The organism is Paenibacillus sp. J22P165, assembly GCF_059692015.1.
The window spans coordinates 299,555-323,585 of the sequence record NZ_JCAUAP010000010.1; the positions used below are offsets into that span (position 1 = coordinate 299,555).

20 protein-coding genes, 1 tRNA gene and 1 other RNA gene are annotated in these 24,031 nt (G+C 46.7%); 2 read left to right on the forward strand and 20 right to left on the reverse strand.

Annotated features, from left to right (window positions below):
• Window positions 1-68: 68 nt before the first annotated feature.
• From AC58QM_RS25865 to AC58QM_RS25925, 13 genes are all read right to left on the reverse strand, one after another.
• Complete coding sequence (locus tag AC58QM_RS25865; RefSeq protein WP_497287706.1) at window positions 69-2,195, reverse strand: stalk domain-containing protein; 2,127 nt, start codon at window positions 2,193-2,195, stop codon at window positions 69-71.
• A gap of 331 nt (window positions 2,196-2,526) precedes the next feature.
• Window positions 2,527-2,891: a transfer-messenger RNA gene (ssrA, locus tag AC58QM_RS25870) on the reverse strand.
• A gap of 164 nt (window positions 2,892-3,055) precedes the next feature.
• Window positions 3,056-3,538: an SsrA-binding protein SmpB gene (gene smpB / locus AC58QM_RS25875; RefSeq protein ID WP_057310204.1), complete on the reverse strand. Its 483-nt coding sequence runs from the start codon at window positions 3,536-3,538 to the stop codon at window positions 3,056-3,058.
• Between the two features lie 97 nt (window positions 3,539-3,635).
• Window positions 3,636-6,620, reverse strand: a complete 2,985-nt coding sequence (rnr, locus tag AC58QM_RS25880; protein ID WP_497287707.1) for a ribonuclease R — start codon at window positions 6,618-6,620, stop codon at window positions 3,636-3,638.
• Window positions 6,621-6,772: 152 nt separating this feature from the next.
• Window positions 6,773-6,949, reverse strand: coding sequence for an alpha/beta hydrolase (locus tag AC58QM_RS25885; RefSeq protein ID WP_497287708.1), 177 nt, complete (start codon window positions 6,947-6,949; stop codon window positions 6,773-6,775).
• 166 nt (window positions 6,950-7,115) lie between these two features.
• Window positions 7,116-7,352, reverse strand: a complete 237-nt coding sequence (gene secG, locus AC58QM_RS25890; protein ID WP_056611230.1) for a preprotein translocase subunit SecG — start codon at window positions 7,350-7,352, stop codon at window positions 7,116-7,118.
• Between the two features lie 105 nt (window positions 7,353-7,457).
• Complete coding sequence (locus tag AC58QM_RS25895) at window positions 7,458-8,165, reverse strand: M50 family metallopeptidase (protein WP_497287709.1); 708 nt, start codon at window positions 8,163-8,165, stop codon at window positions 7,458-7,460.
• 102 nt (window positions 8,166-8,267) lie between these two features.
• A complete protein-coding gene (gene eno / locus AC58QM_RS25900) occupies window positions 8,268-9,560 on the reverse strand; it encodes a phosphopyruvate hydratase (protein WP_056611239.1) in 1,293 nt (430 codons plus the stop codon).
• A gap of 30 nt (window positions 9,561-9,590) precedes the next feature.
• Window positions 9,591-11,129: a 2,3-bisphosphoglycerate-independent phosphoglycerate mutase gene (gene gpmI, locus AC58QM_RS25905; RefSeq protein ID WP_497287710.1), complete on the reverse strand. Its 1,539-nt coding sequence runs from the start codon at window positions 11,127-11,129 to the stop codon at window positions 9,591-9,593.
• Between the two features lies 1 nt (window position 11,130).
• Window positions 11,131-11,883 (reverse strand): triose-phosphate isomerase, encoded by a 753-nt coding sequence (gene tpiA, locus AC58QM_RS25910; RefSeq protein WP_056611245.1) that lies wholly within the window; start codon window positions 11,881-11,883, stop codon window positions 11,131-11,133.
• Window positions 11,884-11,914: 31 nt separating this feature from the next.
• Window positions 11,915-13,096, reverse strand: coding sequence for a phosphoglycerate kinase (locus tag AC58QM_RS25915; RefSeq protein WP_497287711.1), 1,182 nt, complete (start codon window positions 13,094-13,096; stop codon window positions 11,915-11,917).
• A 123-nt stretch (window positions 13,097-13,219) separates the two neighbouring features.
• A complete protein-coding gene (gene gap / locus AC58QM_RS25920; RefSeq protein ID WP_056611251.1) occupies window positions 13,220-14,227 on the reverse strand; it encodes a type I glyceraldehyde-3-phosphate dehydrogenase in 1,008 nt (335 codons plus the stop codon).
• A gap of 86 nt (window positions 14,228-14,313) precedes the next feature.
• Window positions 14,314-15,339, reverse strand: a complete 1,026-nt coding sequence (locus AC58QM_RS25925; protein WP_497287712.1) for a sugar-binding transcriptional regulator — start codon at window positions 15,337-15,339, stop codon at window positions 14,314-14,316.
• Window positions 15,340-15,602: 263 nt separating this feature from the next.
• On the opposite strand from AC58QM_RS25925, the gene AC58QM_RS25930 reads away from it, so the two are divergent.
• Both AC58QM_RS25930 and clpP read left to right on the forward strand, forming a co-directional pair.
• Window positions 15,603-15,674, forward strand: a tRNA-Arg gene (locus tag AC58QM_RS25930).
• Window positions 15,675-15,843: 169 nt separating this feature from the next.
• On the forward strand, window positions 15,844-16,425 hold the full coding sequence (gene clpP, locus AC58QM_RS25935) for an ATP-dependent Clp endopeptidase proteolytic subunit ClpP (protein WP_028555559.1): 582 nt from the start codon (window positions 15,844-15,846) through the stop codon (window positions 16,423-16,425).
• A gap of 76 nt (window positions 16,426-16,501) precedes the next feature.
• Here the strand turns inward: clpP and AC58QM_RS25940 are convergent, their stop codons facing one another.
• The 7 genes from AC58QM_RS25940 to trxB all read right to left on the reverse strand — a co-directional run bounded on the left by AC58QM_RS25940 (window position 16,502) and on the right by trxB (window position 23,976).
• Entirely contained in the window at window positions 16,502-18,265 is a 1,764-nt protein-coding gene (locus AC58QM_RS25940) for a stalk domain-containing protein (protein ID WP_497287713.1), read from the reverse strand.
• A 212-nt stretch (window positions 18,266-18,477) separates the two neighbouring features.
• Entirely contained in the window at window positions 18,478-18,747 is a 270-nt protein-coding gene (locus AC58QM_RS25945; RefSeq protein WP_028555561.1) for an HPr family phosphocarrier protein, read from the reverse strand.
• A 147-nt stretch (window positions 18,748-18,894) separates the two neighbouring features.
• A complete protein-coding gene (gene whiA, locus AC58QM_RS25950; protein ID WP_310502448.1) occupies window positions 18,895-19,827 on the reverse strand; it encodes a DNA-binding protein WhiA in 933 nt (310 codons plus the stop codon).
• A gap of 5 nt (window positions 19,828-19,832) precedes the next feature.
• Window positions 19,833-20,816, reverse strand: a complete 984-nt coding sequence (locus AC58QM_RS25955; RefSeq protein WP_497287714.1) for a gluconeogenesis factor YvcK family protein — start codon at window positions 20,814-20,816, stop codon at window positions 19,833-19,835.
• A gap of 144 nt (window positions 20,817-20,960) precedes the next feature.
• Complete coding sequence (gene rapZ / locus AC58QM_RS25960) at window positions 20,961-21,848, reverse strand: RNase adapter RapZ (RefSeq protein ID WP_057310218.1); 888 nt, start codon at window positions 21,846-21,848, stop codon at window positions 20,961-20,963.
• Between the two features lie 73 nt (window positions 21,849-21,921).
• Window positions 21,922-22,869: an ROK family glucokinase gene (locus tag AC58QM_RS25965; RefSeq protein WP_497287715.1), complete on the reverse strand. Its 948-nt coding sequence runs from the start codon at window positions 22,867-22,869 to the stop codon at window positions 21,922-21,924.
• A gap of 159 nt (window positions 22,870-23,028) precedes the next feature.
• Window positions 23,029-23,976, reverse strand: coding sequence for a thioredoxin-disulfide reductase (trxB, locus tag AC58QM_RS25970; RefSeq protein ID WP_056611271.1), 948 nt, complete (start codon window positions 23,974-23,976; stop codon window positions 23,029-23,031).
• Window positions 23,977-24,031 lie beyond the last annotated feature (55 nt).

Below are 24,031 nucleotides of genomic sequence, written 5' to 3' on the forward strand. Positions count from 1 at the left end.
GGATGGTGGAACCGTTCCTGTTCTTACACCGGGTATAACTATGCTTGTTTATTCTCGTCATACCTTCTCTATTTAAAGACGTTGATTGTTCTCGTTTCTTCGTTATACTCTACTGACGCGCCTAATGCCTCAAATATGAAACGGAATGGCACCAGCGTAACACCGCTCTCATTAATCATCGGGCTAACTGGCAACTGTATTTCCTCACCGTTCACAATAGAAACATTACTACCTATCGTCATAGATATGTATTTGCCGCCAAGTACGATTTGGACGGTTTGCGTGCTAGGATCCCATTCGACCGTGGCACCTTGCTGTTCGGAAACCATACGGGCGGGCACCATAGCACTGCCGTCAATAAAAGTCGGAGATTCCAGTTGAGTCCCGTTCACGTACAGCTTAATGGAATTATCTTGTGGTTTCTCCTCTTTCTTAGCCTCATCCGCTCGTTTCACCGTCAAGGTGTACATCTTCATCGTACCATTCTGAGCTGTCACCGACACACTGATCGTTTGACCGTCCTCGCTCACATTGATCGCATTGGATGCAGTACCGCTCGTTACCTCCAAGTCGTTCACCTTCACGATTGCACTGTTGTCAGCTGCCTTCGGTGTAATCGTTAGACTGCTCACGTTATTGTCTACTTGGACGGTGTAACTTGTTTGGCCCGCATCAAATGAAGGACTTAAGGTGCCGCTCGATAAATCAAGCCCGCTCAGATCAGCATTACTGCCCACTTCCCACTGAGCATAAAGAGTTTCATGCTTATTACCCATAGTGAACGTAGCATTCGGAGCATAACTCGTACCGCTTCCGTCTTCCGCCGTGTTCCAACCAGCGAACGTATTGCCTTTTTTAATCAAGTTTCCCTTATTTTCCATGACGGTAACCGATTCGCTTTGAACATATTTGCTAACAGCAGGCACGGTCCCTTCCGTACTGCCATTGCCATCATAGATCACGTTGTACAACGGCGAATTTGCTTTCCACTGTGCGTACAACGTTACATTCTCAGTGCCAATAATGAAGTCATCGTTAAACTTCCAATAACCTGAGTAGGACTTTCCGCTTCTATCGGCTGCAGTGTTCCAGCCATCAAATGTATAGCCATTTTTTCTTAAGTTGCTATTATTTCCACTGATCCATAAAAGGTCATTTTGCGCGTACCACTCAGGTGGCGCGGGCACTAATCCTGACGTGTTGCCATTTCCGTCATAGGCAAATCTGTAGATGCCCGGTATCTTTTTCCACAAAATACGGGAAGTAGCTTCCACAATCACAGCGGTGTCATTATTGAAAACAATTCCCCTAATTTCACCAGTAACTCCAGCGATATATCGTTCATCCCAGACTATCCCATCTGGGGAGGTTGAGAGCGATCCGCTATACCCAACCGCATAAAAGATATTGTTGTTATAGGTCACATCCAGTGGAGTAAGTCGAGATGATACTGAACGACTGACCCAGCTGTCTCCCTCCATGGAAGAGCGGATCAATTCGAGTCGGCCGCCTATGATAAAAATACCGTTACCATACGTTACACAATATAGCTCCTTCGTCGTCCCCGATACTTGTTTCGTCCATTTTACACCATCACGCGAGGTTAGGGTCGTCCCATTCTGCCCTACTGCCACAAACGTACCACCGCCATATGCGATGCCATATAGAGTTGAGAAATCATCTGACGTCAGACTCATCCAGTTGTCCCCATCAATTGAAGTGACGATCGATCCGTCCTGTCCCACCGCCACAAACATGCCATTCCCATAAACGACTTTATTCAGATCTAGCCCCGTCATATTCCGGCGAAGCGTCCAATTTGCTCCGTCGCTAGAGGTGAAGATATATCCGCCCCAACCTACCGTCACAAACATGCCATTGCCATATGCAATACCATTAAAATTAGTAAATTTAATCCCTGCTGCATCCGGAAAATTTTGTGGATACCAAAGCTGCGCGTCAGTTGATGTCGCAATAAGACCCGAACCCACCGCCACATACAACCCGTTGCCATAAGCCACGTCTTTAAGATCCCTGGATCCCCCTATGTTTCCAGCACCATTAAAAACAATATTTCCGTACCCCCAATTATCTTTGAAAAATGGAACCGATGGGTTAGCTGCAGAAGCATAACCCGGCAGCATACCGACCACCATACAGAATAAAATGAATAAAGAAACAAACCGTCTTATCATAAATCCACTCGCCTTTCGACATATATTCATTAACTACATTACCATATTTAACCTTTGGCAACATCATTTTTCAATCTATCAAAAATTGAAGATTACGCCACAGAATAATGAAATAGCAGCCATCACAGAGGATACTCTGCGACAACTACTTTCTCAGTTCGAGGACTACGTAGCTAAGCGAGACATTCCTGAGATTAAGAAATCCATCGCCAGCTATGCCGTGCTCCCTCCACTATCGCTCCGGTCCGCGCGGGCGAACCCTTGAGGGTTTCAACCCCCTACTCACACCGCTATAAAAACAAAAGACACCCGAATGGGTGTCTCTTGTTTTGTATGGAGGTGAGGGGAGTCGAACCCCTGTCCGAAAATATTGCCACACAGGCATCTACGGGTGTAGTCACAGTTTTGATGTCACCCGAGCATCGCCCCGTAACCGGCTATGCGTTGGGTCAGCCTGATTGTCTTCCTACGTCCGACCCCAGGCGGAGACCAAACGTCGTATCCCACTATAGTTGAGCCCCTATCCCAGTCACATGGGCGATGCTGAGTAGAAGCACGCTAACAGGTTATTAAGCTGCTAAAGCGTAGTTGTTTTGTGTTTTGCCATTTAATAGGCTTTAGCGTTTTATAGTGGACGCGGCCCCACTACCCGCAACCCGCGCTCAAACTATCCCCGTCGAATCCAAGAACACCCCCGGATTGCCTTCGTAACCGTCATAGACGGTGAAGGTTAAAGGACAAGCTGTAGAGCCAAGTTACACTTGAAATCTCTTCGTTACATTTACTAGTATACCACATGCCTCAGCAAAGTGAACACTAGGTTCATGGAAGACAAGGTGTTACCTTCCAACACAGCCAAGCTATCTAGCAATCTTCTGCTTCTCACGCAAAGCACGTTGAATATCGCGTTGAGCGTCTTTCTTAGCAGCGGATTCGCGCTTGTCGTATTGTTTCTTCCCTTTACCAATACCAATCAACAGCTTCGCATAACCATTCCGGATATATACCTTTAATGGAACAACCGTATACCCTTCTTGCTTAGCTTGACCTAGGATCTTGGCGATTTGCACTTTCTTCAGCAATAGCTTCCGCGTCCGTGTAGGATCTTCGGGATTGCTTCGGTTCCCTTGATCGAAAGGGCTAATATGCATATTGTGGACAAAAGCTTCACCATTCCGAATCGTCGAAAAGCTGTCGCCAATGTTGGCTTTACCTGCCCGTAAGGACTTGATCTCCGTGCCGGTTAGGACAAGACCGCATTCATAAGTATCTTCAATGAAATAATCGTGTGAAGCCTTTTTATTCTGAGCCAGTAGTTTGCCATCAGCCTTTTTAGTTGCCACGTGAGATCCTCCTCCCGCACGCTAAAATGCAGGTAAATCTTGCTACAATGTGCAACCTATTGTAGCAAGATCAAGCCCGAAAAGCAAGAACCGGCGACTATCTCCGCCGCTTCTTGCTGCCATCGCCGTCGTCACTCCGACGACGACCGCCCTTGGCGAGCGCGTTCACGCCGCTCGCCCAATCGATGCCGCTGCGCTCCGCAGCAGCGCCACCGCCACCACCCGCTTGGGCTTCGCCCCCAAGCGAAACCCCACGGCCGCGCTCGCCGCTGCGGCCCGCTCCACTATCCGTCCGCCCTGCGCCGACGGATTGCAAACGCTGGCGCAAGCTGCCGCCTTCGCCGATCTTACCGCCTTTTTCGCGCGTATCGCTCCAAGGCTTACTGCCACCCTTACCGCGGCGCGATTTCCCTTGACCTGCTGCATTTCCGGAGAAGCCGCCTTGGCCTGTGCCAATGCCCGCAATGTTCTCGGCTTTGCCATCCCCGTTTCCAGCATAGCCATCAGCTCCACCACGGCTACCCGCATCCGCTTTATTCGAGCCTTTGCCTCTGGATCTTCTACGGCCCTGTTCTGATCCTTCCGTTCCACTAGTACCTTCGGCTTTGCCGCGAGCCGCCATCTCAATGCGACGAGCAGCCCCATGATCTGCACGGCCACGCTTCTTCCCTTGATTGCCTGTTGGTTGGTTGCCAGAAGCATCACCACCCGGATTGGCCCCCGCATCTTGCCCAACAACAGTACTGCGATTGCTGCCAGGTTGCGTTTTGGCGAAGCCACCCTTACCTTTGTAGCCGCCCTTACCCTTCTCTGGCCTGCCACCTTTACCTTTATCGGATCGGCCATTCTCGGGCTTGCCGCGGAATCCTTTGAACCCGCCTGCGCCTTTAAATTTACCTCCGCCGCCACCGCCGCGGTTAAATCCGCCCTCTTTACGTGGCTTCATATCCAATAATTCAAAATCAATCGTATGATCTTCCATACTCACGCGAGCAACCCGCACCTTAATGCTATCACCTAGACGATAGATCTTAGATGTGCGTTCACCAATCAACGCGTGCTGCTTCTCGTGATGATTATAATAATCATCTGTCAAATCACTCAAGCGAATTAAGCCTTCAACCGTGTTATCCAATTCAATGAACATACCAAAGCCCGTCACGCTCGAGATAATACCCTCGAATTCTTCACCGACTTTATCCAGCATGTACTGTGCTTTCTTCAAGGCTTCTGTATCTCGTTCTGCATCAACAGCAACACGCTCACGCTCGGAGGACTGTTGGGCAATATCGTTCATACGCGAAGCTAAATAATCATGTCGTTTATCTGGAAGCGTTCCGCCGTTCTCCAACACCTCACGAATAACACGATGGATGACCAAATCCGGATAACGACGAATCGGTGATGTAAAATGGGAATAAAACTCTGCCGCTAGGCCAAAATGCCCTAAACTCTGTGCATCATACTTAGCCTGTTTCATCGAGCGCAGCATCACTTTACTAATGACGGTCTCTTCCGGCGAATCCTTGATATCCTCAAGAAGAGCTTGCAAAGAACGCGCATGAATCGCCCCACCTTTACCACCACGCATCGCATAGCCAAAGGTCGTTACGAACTCCATAAAGTTCATCAGCTTCTCAGGATCCGGATCTTCATGGATACGATACAAGAACGGTACTTTCAACCACGAAAAATGCTCAGCAACGGTCTCATTCGCGGCTAGCATGAACTCTTCGATCATCATTTCCGCGACGGAGCGCTCTCTTTTGACAATATCAGTAGGCTTACCGTCAGCATCTACAAGGATTTTGGACTCTTCAAAGTCAAAATCAATCGCGCCGCGCTTCATCCGTCTGGAACGCAATCTAGCTGCTAGTTCTTCCATTCGTTTGAAATCTTCCATTAAATACGCGTATTTCTCCACGATTTCCTGCTCTGCTTCACCTGTCAGTAGCTTACGTACATTCGTATAGGTCATTCGTTCTTTTGTTTTGATGACACTGGTGAAAATCTCATGATTGACCACCTTCAAATCCTGGTCAAACTCCATCTCACAAGACATCGTCAATCGATCCACTTGCGGGTTCAACGAACAAATCCCATTCGATAAACGATGTGGCAGCATCGGAATCACACGGTCTGTCAAATACACGGAACATCCGCGATTATACGCCTCAATATCAAGCGCCGTACCTTCCCGGACATAGTAGCTCACATCAGCGATATGAACGCCTAATCGAACGTTGCCGTTCTCCAGAAGCTCCACATTTACGGCATCATCCAAATCCTTCGCATCTTCACCATCAATAGTTACAATAGTTTTCCCACGAAGATCCCGACGGCCTTGGCCGATGATTTCTTCCTCGGTAATTGAATCTGGTGCCGCTTCTGCTTCCGCTAGAACTTCTGGTTGGAAAGCTTCTGGCAGTTGATGTTTGCGTATGATAGCCAAAATATCTACACCTGGATCATCTTTATGACCCAGAATCTCAATAACTTCGCCCTCGGCCGCGGAACGCCCTTCTGGGTAGTTCACGATTTTCACAACGACCTTCTGACCCGAAACAGCTCCCATAAAAGCATGCTGCGGAATGAAAATATCCCTTGTCACACGCTTATCATCCGCAATGACGAAAGCATACGTTTCTTGGCTTTGAAAAACACCAACAATCTGCGAATTCGCCCGTGTAATAACACGAACGACTTCACCTTCCAAGCGGCCGCCGCCTTGGCTGCGGGCTGTTATTTTTACAAAAACGATATCGCCGTTCATCGCTGTATTCAGGTCATTCGCATTGATATAGACATCCGGATGCTCGCGATCTTCGGGAATAAGGAAAGCAAAACCCTTCGCATGCGCTTGCAACTTGCCTTTCACCAAATTCATCCGTTCCGGAACGCCATAGCGATCATTAGGGCTTCTTACGATGTGACCGGTTTCTTCTAATTTATTTAACGTTTTAATAAACTCTTTGAATTCATTGGCACTTCCAACTCCGAAATGCTTCTCAAGCTCTTTATAGGACATAGGCTTATAAGCCTCTTCTTGCATCAAACTTATAATTTCATTCTCTTTTATCATTTACTCTCTTCACCTTCTTGTTGTTGTTCTAGTCCGCTGTCTTCAAGTCCCTTACTCCATAGTATGCCACCTGCAACGAAAGGATAAACGCAGAAATATCAGCGTAAATCTGCTCCCGCTCTTGATCTAGCAATAAACCATGGGATGATTCCTTATAAATATGCAACTCCGACATGCCCATACCAATCCGTCCATCCGGTGTTCCTCATATCCTCAGGTGAAGTGCCATGCCCTGGCAATCTGACCGCTTGGATCGTATAACCCTCGTCCCGCAAGGTGTAGCCAATTCTTCTGAATTCCGAAGGAGAACCTGTGAAGCCATGAATCATCAAAACGCCAGTTCCTTGCTTCTGGCCATGACCCTTCCAGTAGAATGGCTCTGTCGACTTATAAATCCGTTCTTCAATAATGAGAACTCATCCTTTCACCAACACTTGTACATAAATGAAAAAACAGCAGGAGTATAGTTCCCCTGCTGTTATCGTTTTATGTGTGTTAGCTCTTCACTACGTAGGCTACGACAATCGAAAGAATAAAGAATGCAGCAGCAAGCCCCATTGTTGCACGGGACAAAAATAGTTCCAAACCACGAGCTTTTTGTTTACCAAATAAGTGTTCTGCGCCACCGGAAATGGCACCGGACAAGCCTGCGCTTTTCCCTTTTTGTAAAAGGACAATCGCGATTAATCCAACCGAAGCTATGATTAACAAAATTTTCATAAAGATTAACATATTAGCACCCCAATTGCCTATTCTTTGCCTTATACAACTAGCATGAGTATTTTAACATAGTTCGTCCACAAATACAACCAAATCGCCTAAACGATGCCTCTGGCTCTAATCGCGAAAGGAACCCATCGTAGCAGGTCTGCTTGAACTTCTAGCTCTCTTACTTCGCCCTAAGAAAGCACTCACTGCTCGTTTGGCACACCAAAGTGCAAATAACGTAAAGCCGATCGCCCATATTATGGCGGGTATCCCCGTATGGTTGGCCAAGTTACTCGCATCACCGGCGCCTCCATTTTGCACCGCATAGACAATTAAAGATGCCGGCCCAAATACCGACTCTTCCAAACATAAGAAAGCTAGCAGCAGGTAGTAGAAGTCACGCAGCCATTTCGGTGTTAACGCCAACACGACAACTGTCAGGATAATAAATCCAACCAAAAACATAACACCAAACCCGTTACGCACGAATAAAACCAAGGACAGAATGGATACAGCAGCCGTCACCTGCAAGCCAAGCCGTTGCTTCCCTTTTGCGTAAGCCGAGAATAGAAACCAAGCAAATACCGAGGCTGTCATATAGCCAGCCAACGACACTGGAATGATCGCCCATGACTTTGTCATCGTGGATAACGTGACACCGCTATGATTGCTATATAACTCGATATACATGACTTTACCGGATAACGCCAAGGTAGCGACCGCATGCCCAAACTCATGCACCATCGTGTCTAGGTTTCGAAAAAACGAAGTAGGGAGCCAATGCGTTAGCACCGCGGAACCTATTAGAAACAGAATCGTTTTTACCCAGTTGCTCATAAACAGGCATCCTCCTTTACCTAAGCGACTTCTACTACCATTATACGCCAAAACGGGCAGGTGTAAGCCACCTGCCCGCCTTGTATTTATATACGAAGCGAATTATTTGAAGTTTCTCAAGTTGTAGAATGCTTTTTTACCAGCGTATTGAGCTACTGTGAACAACTCATCTTCGATACGAAGAAGTTGGTTGTATTTCGCTACACGGTCCGTACGGGACGGAGCACCTGTTTTGATTTGACCAGCGTTTGTAGCAACAGCGATGTCAGCGATTGTGCTGTCTTCGCTCTCACCGGAACGGTGGGAGATAACTGCTGTGTAACCAGCGCGTTTAGCCATTTCGATTGCATCGAAAGTCTCAGTAAGCGTACCGATTTGGTTAACTTTAACCAAGATGGAATTACCGATGTTTTCTTCGATACCGCGGGATAGACGCTCAGTGTTCGTAACGAACAGATCGTCACCAACGAGTTGAATTTTGTTACCCAATTTCTCAGTAAGCAATTTCCAACCTTCCCAATCGTCTTCGGAGCAACCATCTTCAACAGTGATGATTGGGTATTTATCAACCCAAGCAGCCAAGAAGTCAACCCACTCAGCGGATGTGAAGGATTTGCCTTCGCCTTCAAGGTGGTATTTACCATCTTTGAAGAACTCTGTGGAAGCAACGTCCATACCCAAGAATACGTCAACACCTGGTTTGTAACCAGCGTTTTCGATAGCTGTAAGGATTGTCGTGATTGCTTCTTCGTTGGATTTGAAGTTAGGAGCGAAACCGCCTTCGTCGCCAACTGCTGTGTTAAGGCCTTTTTCTTTCAATACGGATTTCAAGCTATGGAAAATCTCTGCGCCGATGCGAAGAGCTTCTTTGAAAGTTGGAGCGCCTACAGGAAGAACCATGAACTCTTGAACGTCAACGTTGTTGTCAGCGTGTGCTCCACCATTGATGATGTTCATCATTGGAACTGGAAGAGTTTTCGCGTTGAATCCACCAAGGTAAACGTACAATGGCACGTCCAAAGCGTCAGCAGCTGCACGAGCAACAGCCATGGAAACTGCTAGAATTGCGTTAGCTCCCAATTTAGCTTTGTTAGGAGTTCCATCAAGCTCGATCATTTTGTTGTCGATACCAACTTGATCAAGAGCGTCTAGTCCGATGATTTCAGGAGCGATGATTTCATTTACGTTCTCAACAGCTTTAAGAACGCCTTTACCAAGGTAACGACCTTTGTCACCATCACGAAGCTCAACAGCTTCGTATGCGCCTGTGGAAGCGCCTGAAGGTACGATAGCACGGCCGAATGCGCCGGACTCTAGGTATACTTCTACTTCAACCGTTGGGTTACCGCGGGAATCCAATACTTCGCGTGCGTAAACATCAGAAATAATTGTCATTGTGATAAAACACTCCTTCAATAATATAAATTATTTTTTTAGAATTGTTGCACCCGTCATTTGCTGTGGTTGATTCAATTTCAAGAAATCTAGCATCGTTGGTGCAATATCTGCCAGAATACCGCCATCTCTTAGTGTAACAGATTTGTCCGTCACAATAAAAGGCACCGGATTCGTTGTATGTGCCGTGTTACGTGAACCGTCTGCATTCGTCACCACATCCGCGTTGCCGTGGTCCGCTGTGATGCAGACAACGCCACCTTTGGCTAGGATCGCTTCAACCACTTTACCAAGACACTCGTCTGTCGCCTCGATCGCTTTCACCGTTGGTTCAAGCAATCCAGAGTGACCTACCATGTCTGGGTTAGCAAAGTTCAAGATAATAACATCATGCTTCTCGGCTTCAACTTCCTTCACAACCGCTTCCGCTAATTCGTAAGCGCTCATTTCCGGTTGCAAATCATACGTAGCAACCTTCGGTGAAGGAATCAGAAGGCGAGTTTCGCCTGGCAATTCAGCATCCCGACCACCGCTAAAGAAGAACGTTACGTGCGGGTACTTTTCGGTTTCTGCTGCACGAAGCTGCTTCAGACCGTTCTGAGCCAGCACCTCGCCAAGCGTGTTATCGAGATCCTTCGGCTTGTACGCTACGAAACCGTCTACGGACTCACTGAACAGCGTCAGACACACGTAGTAAAGGTTCTTTGCTACTTTAGGACCGCGATCAAAGCCGCGGAAGTCTTCATTCGTGAAGACTTGCGACAGCTGAATCGCACGGTCTGGACGGAAGTTGAAGAAAATAACGGCATCGCCTGATTCTACAAGTCCTACCGGCTTACCGTCGTCACCAACGATAACCGTTGGCATAACGAACTCGTCATAGACGGATTTCTCGTAAGACTCCACAATCGCTTGCATCGGATCCGTGTAAGTAGGTCCTTCGCCATACACCATCGCGCGGTAGGATTTCTCCGTACGCTCCCAGCGTTTGTCGCGGTCCATCGCATAATAGCGGCCTTGTACGGTCGCAATTTTGCCTACGCCGACTTCCTCGATTTTGTTTAGCAAGCTCTGCATGTACCCCTTCGCAGAATCTGGAGCCACATCGCGGCCGTCCAGGAATGCGTGGATGTAAACCTCACCGAACTGTTCTTTCTTCGCCAAGTCCAGCAGTGCAAATAAATGCTGAATGTGACTGTGAACGCCGCCGTCGGAAAGCAAACCATAGAGGTGTAGCTTCTTAGCGTTATTTTTAGCATGACGAACTGCGCCTAGAATCGTTTCATTATCGTAAAATTCACCATCACGAATCGATTTCGAAATCCGCGTCAGATCCTGATATACCGTACGGCCCGCGCCGATGTTCAGGTGTCCTACTTCAGAATTCCCCATCTGGCCTTCTGGCAAACCTACAGCCTCACCGCAAGCAGTGAGGGTTGTATGAGGAAACGTCGACCAGTAACGGTCGTAGTTAGGCTTTTTAGCATGAGCAACCGCATTCCCCTGCTCTTCTGAGCGGAGTCCGAAGCCATCGAGAATGATGAGTGCTACCGGTTTCGGTCTGGACATGTTACTTCGCCCCCTGGACGAGTTGGATGTAAGAAGCGGACTCAAGGCTCGCTCCACCTACAAGTGCGCCATCGATGTCAGGCTGTGCCATGTACTCAGCAATGTTGTTCGGTTTTACGCTGCCGCCGTATTGGATACGAACAACATCAGCTACTGCTGCGCCGTAAAGACCACTCACCAATGTACGGATGTAACCGATCACGTCTTGTGCATCTTCCGCTGTGGAAGATTTACCTGTACCGATTGCCCAGATTGGCTCGTATGCGATAACCACTTGTGCTGCTTGCTCTGCGCTAAGACCAGCAAAAGCTGCTTCTGTTTGTACTTTACAAACGTCTTTCGTTTGACCTGCTTCACGCTCTTCCAACTTCTCGCCTACGCAAAGAATTGGTTTCAAGCCGTGTTTGAAAGCCGCAACGACTTTCTTGTTCACGATCTCGTCGGACTCAGCGAAGTAAGCTCTACGCTCGGAGTGACCGATGATGACATATTCAACGCCAAGATCTTTCAACATCACGCCGCTGATTTCACCTGTGAACGCGCCGTTATCTTCAAAGTGAAGGTTTTGTGCGCCAACGTGTACGTCTGTACCTTTTGTAGCTTCAACAAGTGCAGGTAGGTTAGTGAAAGGGGAACAAATAACACTCTCCACGCCTTCAACTGTGCTGCCTTTCACTTCGTTTACGAAGCTGATTGCTTCGGAAACCGTTTTGAACATTTTCCAGTTACCCGCGATAATCGGTGTTCTACTCATGAGTCAGGCTCCTTTTATGGGAAAATAATTTCTATTTATCGTTAAGTGCTACTACGCCCGGCAATGCTTTACCTTCCATAAACTCCAAGGAAGCGCCGCCGCCTGTGGACATATGGTTCATTTGCTCAGCCAAGTGGAATTTCTCAGTTGCTGCAGCGGAATCTCCACCACCGATAACTGTGTAACCCTCAGATGTTGCACAAGCTTGTGCTACTGCAAGCGTACCATGGGAGAAAGGCTCGATTTCGAATACGCCCATCGGTCCATTCCAAACAACTAGTTTGGATTTCGCGATTACGTCTGCATAAAGCTCACGTGTTTTCGGTCCGATATCAATACCTTCCCAATCTGCAGGAATGCTGTCAATATCAACGATTTGCGTGTTCGCATCTGCGCTGAATTTATCCGTAACAACGATATCTACAGGAAGTAAGAAGTTAACACCTTTTTCTTTGGCTTTTGCAATAAAGCTAAGTGCTAGATCAAGTTTGGAGTTATCCAAAAGCGATTTACCGATTTCATAGCCTTGTGCTTTCAAGAATGTATAGGACAGACCGCCACCAATCAAGACGTTATCTGCAATGTTCAAAAGGTTTTCGATAACAGCAATTTTGTCCTTAACTTTGGATCCACCAACGATCGCAGTGAACGGACGCTCAGGGTTGTTTAACGCTTTACCAAGAACATCAAGCTCTTTTTCCATCAAAAGACCGGAAACCGCTGGAATGTACGCTGCGATACCTGAAGTTGAAGCATGTGCACGGTGAGCAGCACCGAAAGCATCATTCACGAACAGATCAGCTAGGTCAGCGAAAGCTTTTGCTAGTTCTGGATCGTTCTTCTCTTCGCCTTCGTTGAAACGAACGTTTTCAAGCAATAGAACGTCGCCATTTTCAAGCGCATCGACTTGTGCTTTCACGATTTCACCAACGGATTGATCCGCTTTGATCACGTTTTGACCAAGAAGCTCAGCCAATTTCGCAGCAACTGGTGTTAAACGAAGCTCTTCCACCACTTGACCGTTTGGACGACCAAAGTGAGCAGCAAGAATAACTTTAGCGCCTTTTTCTACTAAGAATTTAATCGTAGGAAGCGTTTCTCTAATGCGTGTATCGTCAGTGATTTGTCCGTTCTCTACAGGCACGTTGAAATCAACGCGAACAAATACTCTTTTACCAGCTACTTCAACATCGCGAACACTTTTCTTATTCATCGTAAAAGCCTCCTGAGCGTGTATGGTTATCTTCCGGATCTAACTTTTTCTATGTGTAAATCGCACATAAAGAGGAGAATCGCTTCTCCCCTTCATGTGGTTTTGTATGTGATGATTATGAAATTACAGACCTTTTTTCGCGATGAAAGCTACCAAGTCAACAACGCGGTTGGAGTAACCCCACTCGTTATCGTACCAGGAAACAACTTTCAACATGTTGTCGCCAACTACCATTGTGGACAAAGCGTCGATTGTGGAAGAAGCTGGGTCACCGTTGAAGTCGCTGGATACAAGTGCATCTTCTGTGTAGTTAAGAATGCCTTTAAGCGGGCCTTCGGAAGCTTGTTTCAAAGCTGCGTTTACTTCGTCAACAGTTACGTTAACTTTAAGTTCAACAACCAAATCAGTTACGGATACGTTAGGTGTAGGAACACGCATAGCCATACCGTTCAATTTGCCTTTAAGCTCAGGAAGAACTAGACCGATTGCTTTAGCTGCGCCAGTGCTGGAAGGAATGATGTTCTCAGCTGCTGCACGAGCACGACGAAGGTCTTTATGTGGAACGTCTAGAACGGATTGGTCATTTGTGTAAGAGTGAACAGTTGTCATCATACCTTTTACGATTCCGAAGCTATCGTTGATAACTTTCGCGAAAGGAGCTAGACAGTTTGTTGTACAAGAAGCGTTGGAGATGATTGTGTGTGCAGCTGGATCGTATTTGTCTTCGTTAACACCAAGTACGATTGTGATATCTTCGTCAGAAGCTGGAGCGGAAATGATAACTTTCTTAGCTCCACCTTTCAAGTGAAGTTCTGCTTTTTCTTTCGCTGTGAAAATACCAGTGGATTCGATTACGATTTCAGCGCCTACAGATGCCCATGGCAGATCCCCAGGGTTACGCTCAGCAAAAACTTTGATGGAACGACCGTTAACGATCAATTCACCTTCACCAGCTTCAACTGTAGCGTCTAGTTTACCGTGAGTAGTGTCATATTTAAGCAAGTGAGCCAATGTTTTAACGTCTGTCAAATCGTTTACTGCCACGATTTGTACATCTGGGTTGTTCAATGCTGCGCGGAATACGTTACGACCAATACGTCCAAAACCGTTAATACCTACTTTTGTTGTCATAGTCAGTTCCTCCTAGGTTTACATGCATGATATATATATTTCAAAACGTAAGCCGATAAGGGCACACGTTATGATGTCAAACTTCTTCATTCTACATGCTTCATAATTTCCAAAGCCGCTGCTTCATCCGTTACTAGCACATCTTCCTGCCCATGTCTGAGCACAGAAGCAATGGCTTCACCTTTGCTCTTCCCGCCAGCGACACCAATGACCACTTCCACCCGTTGCAGATCCTCAAGCCGTAATCCGACTGTCGGCATCTTATGAACCACATTCCCTTGACGGTCAAAATAATAGCCAAGCGCCTCAGCAAGCGCCCCATCGGCTTTCAGACTACTCGTAGTCCCAGCATCCACCTTACGGCGGCGTGCCATGACCATAGCATCTCCGATACCATGTACAACAATGCGACAACTGCGCACTGCGTCAACAACTTCCTGAATCTGTGGATCTTGAATCAGCGATTGATATGCCTCTTCTCCAAGATGATCGGGCACATGCAGCAATCGGTATTTCCCGCCAGTTTTCTTAGCCATGATGGAAGCAATCGTGTTAGCTTGCATATCCACACTTTCACCAAGCCCACCGCGTGCAGGGACGAACCAGCTGCCCTTCATCGAAGAAGATATCGCCAAGTTATTCGCAATCTGCGCCATGGTCGATCCACCCGTCACCGCGATGATATCATCTTTGGCAACGTATTTGCGTAGAGCGGCCGCACCCGCTCGTCCAAGCTCCTTCTTCGTAAACACCGAAGTATCGGAATCCCCTGGGACGATAATCACATGTGAGATGTGAAAGGCTTTGGCGATGCTGTCTTCTAAATCTGTCAGACCAAACGCCATCTTGATGATCGGCTGCATATCTTCCAGCAACTGACGACCAGACTCGCTGATCTTCATTCCGCTTGCGTCCGACTCCAGAAGCCCAAGCTCCTTCAGGAAATCAACTTCACCGCGGAGCACGCGCTCCGTCATGTCGAGTGAGGACGCTAGGGTCCTTCTTCCGACAACGCCGGATACTAAGATGTGCTGCAGAATCGAGTACCGCTTCTTCATGATGTCCATAAGATCAGGCATGAGCTGTTTCTGTATGTCTAGAATCTCTCTCATAGGACGACTTTGAACGCTCCTGATCCATTGTTGGACGTTTTATGTCCCGGGTATACATTTTGCGTCCCACCCGGGTGAAAAAAAAGTTCCTTGCGCATTTCTTATATTGTTTCTCGATTACAGTTCTTATTATAACCATTTCCTGCGCAACATTCAACATTTGTTCAAACATTTTTCTCCAAATGGGCCTGTAAGGGCTTACCATCTTGCTTTTTCTAGAAAGCTGACTTATAATAACCCTTGCTTCACTATTTCTAAACTATGCGCCCGTGGTCCAATGGATATGACGTAGGCCTCCGAAGCCTGAGATAAAGGTTCGATTCCTTTCGGGCGCGTCCAGTAATAATTAGATAGGAAGTACCCCAAATCAGCCCTTAGCTGATTTTTTTTGTGTTTAGTTTGACCTTTCTTGACCTTCGGAGGTTTTTTCGTTATCATACTTGTAGATACTGTAAATAGTATGTACCCAATAGTAGGTAACCCAACCCCAAGGAGGTCATTCTCATGAGTTTTATTCCTATGGTCGTCGAACAGGACGCGCGCGGTGAAAGAGGATATGACATCTACTCTCGCTTGCTGAAGGACCGCATTATATTCTTAGGCACGGGTGTCAACGATGTTGTGGCGAATTCCATCATTGCTCAGTTGCTCTTCTTGGCCGCACAAGATCCTGATAAAGATATCTCGCTTTACATTAACAGCCCAGGCGGCTCCATCACAGCCGGTATGGCGATCTTCGACACGATGCAGTTCATCAAACCAGACGTATCCACGATCTGTGTTGGTATGGCCGCTTCGATGGGTGCTTTCTTGCTCACTGCTGGTGCCAAAGGCAAGCGTTACGCGCTTCCGAACAGCGAAGTCATGATTCACCAACCACTTGGCGGTGCAGAAGGTCAAGCCTCTGATATCGAAATTCGCGCGAAGCGCATTTTGAAAATGAGAGACAACCTGAACACAATCCTTGCAGAGCGTACAGGACAAACGTTCGAGCGCATCGAGAAGGATACAGACCGTGATAACTTCATGAGTGCTAAAGAAGCAGCCGAATACGGTCTCATCGATAAAGTCATCGAACGCGTCTAATTTTATACATGAAAAAAACCAGCTTGATCCTCACGCTCGCCCTGAGCGCTGAAGATCGGCTGGTTTTTTGTTTGTCTTATTTCAGATCTTCGAGTGGGTAGAAAATTAAATCAATCGGGAACGCGGAGCCTGCTGGAGGTGTAAACTCAATATCCAGTGCCTCTTCCGTCCCTGTCGTGCGTGCTAATACTTCCAAGCCATCGAACGCGGTAATAACACCGGAGTACGGTACAGGAATGATCTCACCGTTAATTTTGAACGGTCCTTTGAACACGCCGCCTCTAGCCATGATCATCACTGCCATTTTGCGCGGCTTATCCGCATGGATCTTATAGACCACACCGTAATTCCCGCCATTCTCCACCTCTTGCTTACGCACCACATCATAACCCTTGACGAACGGGTCGGTCTTATTATCGCCGATCGTGAGTACGGAAGGTTTCGTAAAGCTGGAGGCATCAATTTTCCATTGAATCTCAGAAACCGGGAAAGTCCCGCGAACATGCCCGTTAAAAGCGAGTAAAGGTAACTCCTTCACTGTCGTTGGCGTCAGCATTTTATCCGTTGCGATAAAGGACATTTGTAGCACGCCGTTCGTCTCGACATCATAGAACAAATTCACACCTTGCCCAGGATAGAAGTCAGGCAATTTCGCATACACATAGCTTGCCCCTGGCAGAACCGTCATTTCATCCGTGTACACATTGTTTAGAAGGAAATCAACCGAAGCTTCGCTGCCGATCAAGTTCGCATAAACGGAAGGATAAACCTCACCTTTATTCGTCGTTTTGATCGTAACCGGTTTATCGGTATTGTTTGTAGCGAAGATTGCCATTGTCATCTTGTTTTTCGTACCGTTGATATGGTCCGCGTATAAACGTGCTTTACCATTGATATTGTCTTGATACAAAATACCGCTGGATGTGAACTCTTCCGGACTGTCGCTGACAAGCAGCGTGCGCCCTTGCATTTCTTTCACGTCCTTCGGAAGCATTGGCAATTCATTAAAATGATTCCAAATGGTTGCCCAGTTCGTTTTGATGAACCCGCCAACTGGCTTCATGTATATCGGGTACTCGACTTCAGATAAATACGGTTCATTCACTACGGTTACATAGCTTTTGAACAATTTACTTACATGTCCATGACCATCTTTCACCGTTAAGGTTACTGGATATTGGCCAGCTTTGAAGAATGCTTCTTGCTTCCCTGTCCAATCGAAAGATACGATACCTTCCGCATCTGGATCATAACTCAAATCCAAATACTTAACAGGCTCACCAAGCCTGTATGTAGGCTTCGCAGTGGCAAACTTGGCAACTGGGCGAGAATTGCTATCTTGATCGATGTAGATGCCCTCAGGCGCTTTAAAATGCACGATTTCTACACGTCTTAGTTCGTTGTTATACGTGTACTTTGCACCCATGTAATCGGCTAACCATGTCAGCTTCACAAGCAACTTACCATTCACAATGGCAGCTACAGAGTTAAACGGAATGTCGACCCCATTCGTTGTCACCGTCTTGTGATCGGAATCTAGAACAATGTTGTAGCCTGGTGGAGCCATTTGAATCGTACGGGACAATTCGTTCCATTCCACTTTAAATCCTAACGTATCACCCAAGAATTTGGCCGGAACGAAGGTACTCCCATCAATAATCGTTGATGGAGACTCGAGATGAATCTGTTCCTGATTCACAAACGCTTCTGCTTTATCGATATAAAGTAAAATAAAGGACGAGCTTGTTGATACTGCGTGAGCAGCTGGTGCTGTAATTGTGCTTACTAGAAATACGAGTACGGCAAGTAGAGCAATCATTTCTTTCTTAACTACGTTCATTTCACTTCGGCTCCTTCTTTCAAGCTTAGGATAGGCGGCGGCTTAGAAATACAAATAGCCTTATCCATCACGACCACGTTTATTAGACGTAGCCAAATGAAAAAGGTTGCCACATACCACTAAATGTTAACAAATTTGACACTTTTAGAATGATCATGATTCGCTTCAATAAAGTGCAAAAAAGCCCCCTCGAAAGGTAGGCTTTTAAAGAATTATTGGTTTTCCAACTCTTCCTTACTGACTAATGTGACTAAAGCGTTTACAGCCTGCTCTGCATCCGAACCTTCTGCACTTATGAAGACTTCGGTCCCTGTGCTGATCGCAAGACTCATAATTCCCATGATGCTTTTCGCATTCACTTTCTTCTCATCTTTCTCAACAAAGATCTCCGATGAAAACTTATTCGCCTCTTGAACAAACAATGCCGCAGGTCTGGCATGAAGTCCTGTTCTCAACTTCACAACGACTGGACGTCTGGACATGGAACTAATTCCCCCTAGTGTGGAGCTTATATGGATTACTATTAATAACAGCGTTTACCTTATGTTTTAATATTATAGCATTTTTCCTTCAAGTACACTAGAAAAAATGCGAAAAACTTATACAAGCGATGTACAGCCCCGTCTTATCTACGAATTTCGGTGTTTTTCGGCTAATTCGTCTATTTTCCGCAGGCGATGATTCACACCTGACTTGCTAACACTGCCCGAAAGCATGTCGCCAACTTCCTTCAAATTCAAGTCAGGATGCGCAAGTCTAATCTCCGCGACCTCTCTCAACTTCTCAGGTAAGCTATCTAGACCAATCTCACGTTGCAACAAGCGAATATTCTCGATTTGCCTAACAGCGGCCCCAATCGTTTTGTTCAAGTTCGCCGTCTCGCAGTTCACGATGCGATTAACGGAATTTCTCATGTCCTTCATAATACGGACATCTTCGAAACGCAACAACGCCTGATGAGCCCCAATGATGTTGAGAAACTCGATAATTTTCTCGCCTTCCTTGATGTACAGCACGAACCCTTTCTTGCGTTCAATGAAACGGGCGTTCAAATCGAACTTGTTCGCAAGCTGTGTTAATGCTTTACAGTGTTCTTCATAAATCGAAGCGATTTCCAAATGATAGGAAGATCCCTCCGGATTATTAACAGAACCGCCAGCCATGAAAGCTCCCCGAAGATAAGCACGCTTACAGCAATTGCCGCGAATAATGTCTTTGTTAATCCCCGTCGTAAAGATAAATCCCTCAGAGACAATCTTCAAATCGCTGAGAAGTTCTTGTACTTGACCAGGAACCCTAACAATGTACACATTATTCTTCTTAAGACGCATTTTCTTACGCACAAGTAGCTCCGTGTGTGTATTATACGTCTTCTTGATCAGCGAGTAAATCCGCCGAGCTATCGCTGCGTTCTCCGTGGATACATCCAAGACAACACGCTGACTCGTTAACTGAACAGCCCCATTCATGCGAATGAGCGCGGATAGTTCCGCTTTTTCACAACAAGGCTCCGAATCATTGATTAAAGTTAATTCTTTTTTGGTTGTTGCCGCAAAGGACAAGGGACTCACTTCTTCCTTAACAGCCAGCTTTCGACGAGCTGATAGATATGGTCACTCAATTTCTCTGCATCATGACGAAGATAAGTACGGAATAAGACCAATCGATCGGCAATTACCCGATATCCTCTTTTCGTCACTTCATCCAAATCTAAATGAACCGCTTTTGAACCTTTTTCCGCATATTTGGCTTGCACCTGCGGTGGAATCTCACCATTATTCACAATCACATAATCGAACAAATGCTGACCTAAGTGATCATAAATCGCATCCAGATGATCGCTAACGGAATAATCATCGGTTTCGCCAGGCTGTGTCATGACATTACATATGAACAATTTCACAGCATTCGAAGCCTCGATCTCCTTCGCAATCCCTGGAACAAGCAGATTCGGCAGCAAACTTGTATATAAACTGCCAGGACCGCACAAGATAGCATCCGCCTCGCGTATAGCTTGGATCGCATCGGTGAGTGGTGTTACACCCGCCGGCTCAATGAATACTTTCTTGATTCGTCCATTAGCCTTCGGTATTTTGGACTCCCCAACAACTAAAGTCCCGTCCTCCATAATGGCCTTCAACACGATCGCTTGATTCGACGCCGGAAGGACTCTTCCACGAACAGCAAATACGCGATTCATTTCTTGCACAGCGGTAACAAAATCACCTGTAATATCTGTCAATGCCGCTAGTATTAGATTTCCCAGACTATGTCCGGCTAAACCTGTACCATTCTGAAATCGATATTGCAACATCAAAGACAATAAAGGCTCGACATCCGCTAGTGATGTTAGCACATTTCGAATATCTCCCGGAGGCGGCATCTGCAGTTCACTTCGCAAGATACCCGAACTTCCTCCATCGTCTGCAACGGTCACGATAGCAGTGATATCAACCGGCTTTTCCTTCAGTCCTCTCAGCATAACAGAGAGCCCTGTTCCACCGCCAATAACGACTATTCTGGGTTTACGTTGTAATTGACCAAGCTCCATACTTCTTTCACCCTCTTAATGAGAAAACCTCTATCGAAGTCGTTCAAAGCTGAGCGACCGCTGTAATAGGAAGGTTTTATCGCCAATTAGAAAGCAGTTTTCGTAATCGGAAACTTATACTTTCTAACGGGGTCACATAGCCGTCTATAAACGGTCCCGCTCGGAATCGCGATGACTTAGACGCACGGTTTCAGTTTCACTGTTCCCCATGACTTTACCTAGATATTCCGTAATTGCAACTGATCTATGTTTGCCTCCTGTGCAGCCAATACCCACAACAACCTGACTCTTGCCTTCTTTCTTATACTGAGGCATTAAGAAATTCAGCATATCCAGCAGCTTCGTCAGGAATTCTTGTGTCTCCGACCACTTCATCACATAGTCGTAGACATCTGGATCTTGACCCGTTTGTGGTCGCAGTTGCTCCACATAGTGAGGATTGGGCAAGAAACGCACATCAAAGATGAGATCAGCGTCAATAGGGACACCGTACTTGAAACCGAATGAGATAACATTTATAGATATGCGATTAGCTTCTAGATTGGTGAACCTGGAAATGATTCTTTCCTTCAGCTGCACCGGCTTCAAACTGCTAGTGTCAATGACCTGCGTAGCCAGACCTTTGAGTTCTTCGAGCAGCTTACGTTCAAGACCTATTCCCTCAAGGGGCGCCCCATCTGGCGCCAAAGGATGGCGGCGTCGACTTTCTTTGTACCGCTGAACAAGTGTCCCATCGGTCGCGTCCAGGAATAGGATTTCATAGCTAAGCGTGTAATTCTCTTGGATATAACGCAAAGACTCTTGGAGCGCAGTGAAAAATTCACGTCCGCGCAGATCAATAACCAAAGCTACTTTGCCGATTTTACCCATCGATTGCACGATTAATTCAGCAAACTTCGGAATTAAGACGGGAGGTAAGTTATCAACGCAGAAGAATCCTAGATCCTCCATACTTTGAACAGCAATCGTCTTGCCGGCACCCGACATTCCAGTAATGATGACCAGTTTCGCTAAAGGGTGGTTTTCTTCCATGAATGACACCTTCCTTTGGGGGGCTTTCGCAGACCAGCTCTGTCCTGTTCATCTACGAACCCGGTCTAGCCTTCTAGCGCAAGTTCAACCCTGCAGCTCCAACAACGCCTGCGTCATTGCCAAGTGTCGCAGCAACGATCTCAACGCCTTCAGCAGCTGCTTCTGGTGTAAATTTAAGGAATGTTTCACGAATAGGTTGGAATAGAATTTCTCCAGCCTTCGACACGCCACCGCCAATAATAAAGCGCTTAGGATTAATCACAACAGCTAACGCCGCCATGGAACGCCCAATATAATAAGCTGCACGATTCACGATGCGCAAAGCCACTTCATCTCCGCTTTTAGCATCATCAAACACATGCTTAGCTTCAATTTTCTCGTGAAGAGCTAATGATGTACGCTCACCGCGTTCCACCGCTTCCTTAGCCATACGAACAATGCCTGTTGCAGAAGAAACCGTTTCAAGACAACCCATTTGTCCGCATCCGCACTGAATCGCTTCAATGTCAGGTACGATGGACATATGACCAAGCTCGCCAGCCATGCCAGCAGAACCTTGATAAATTTTACCGTTAATAATGATACCGCCGCCAACACCCGTTCCAAGTGTATAGCACACTACGTTCGGAATGCCCGTACCTGCGCCAGCCCAAGCTTCTCCAAGAGCAGCAACGTTCGCATCGTTATCAATTTTAACTTGTTTACCCAGAAGTGCTTCAAGCGTCTTCTTCGCCGGTACGTTATGCCACTGCAGATTCGGAGAGAACTTCACGAAGCCTTCTGGAATATCCATAAATCCAGCTAAACCTGCACCAATTCCTGCTACTTGCTCCCACGAAAACTCAGACTCTTCGACAATTTGACGTACATACTGCGCAATACGTTCAAGGACTGACTCTGCACCTAGTTCTGGTGAAGTTGGACCCTCTAACGTCTTAAGAAGCTTACCTTGCTCATCACAAATACCTACTTTAATATTCGTGCCGCCTAGATCTACACCGATATAAATTTGATTGGACATTACAAGGTCACCTCATGAATAATCATAAAATTTTCGGGCATTTGCTCCTGTTCCCACTATAAGACAACACTGCCGGGAGGTCAAGATTCATCCACACCCTATTAAAAGAGAAAACGTGGAAAGCGTAGCCCTCCACGTTAACTGAATTGCCATAACGACTTACAGAGAAATACTCCAGTCGTGTACGCTGTTGCCTTCAAGGAACTTCTCAGCTTCCAGTGCTGCAGCACATCCGCTTCCAGCAGCTGTAATAGCCTGGCGATACTTCGTATCTTGCACGTCACCACAAGCGAATACGCCTGGGATATTCGTCTCTGTCGTACCTGGTTTCACGACGATGTAACCATGCTCATCTGTGTCGATTTGTCCACCGAGGAACTTCGTATTCGGCGTATGACCGATGGCTACAAAGATACCGTCTGTTTCAAGGATTTCATCTTCACCTGTTTGGTTGTTTTTCACTTTAAGACCAGTAACGCCTTTGTCACCCGCTACAACTTCTAACGGCGTGTTATTCAGCGACCACTTCACTTTCTCGTTACCACGAGCGCGGTCTTGCATGATTTTGGAGGCACGAAGCTCATCGCGGCGATGAACCAATCGCACTTCTGAAGCGAAACGAGTCAAGAAGTTTGCCTCTTCCATAGCAGAGTCACCGCCGCCAACGACGATAATCTTTTTACCACGGAAGAAGAAGCCATCACACGTTGCACATGTACTTACACCGCGCCCGATGTTCTCTTTCTCATTCGTAATTCCAAGCAATCTTGCGGATGCCCCTGTGGAAATAATCAGTGTTTCCGTTTCGATTTCACCTAGACCCTCAACTTGCAGTTTGAAAGGGCGGTTCGTCAATTCAACAGAGTTAACCCAACCTGTTTTAAATTCAGCGCCAAAGCGTTCAGCCTGCTTGCGCATGTTTTCCATTAATTCAGGTCCCATAATCCCTTCGGGAAATCCTGGGAAGTTCTCAACTTCTGTAGTTGTTGTCAATTGACCGCCTGGTTCTGGTCCTTCAATAACAAGCGGGCTAAGGTTCGCACGCGCTAGGTAAATAGCTGCTGTTAGACCGGATGGTCCTGTTCCTACTACGACTGATTTGTACATATGATTTCCCTCCTAGGTGCTTTCCTGAGGAAAGCTATCTTTAGTTTAACAATCC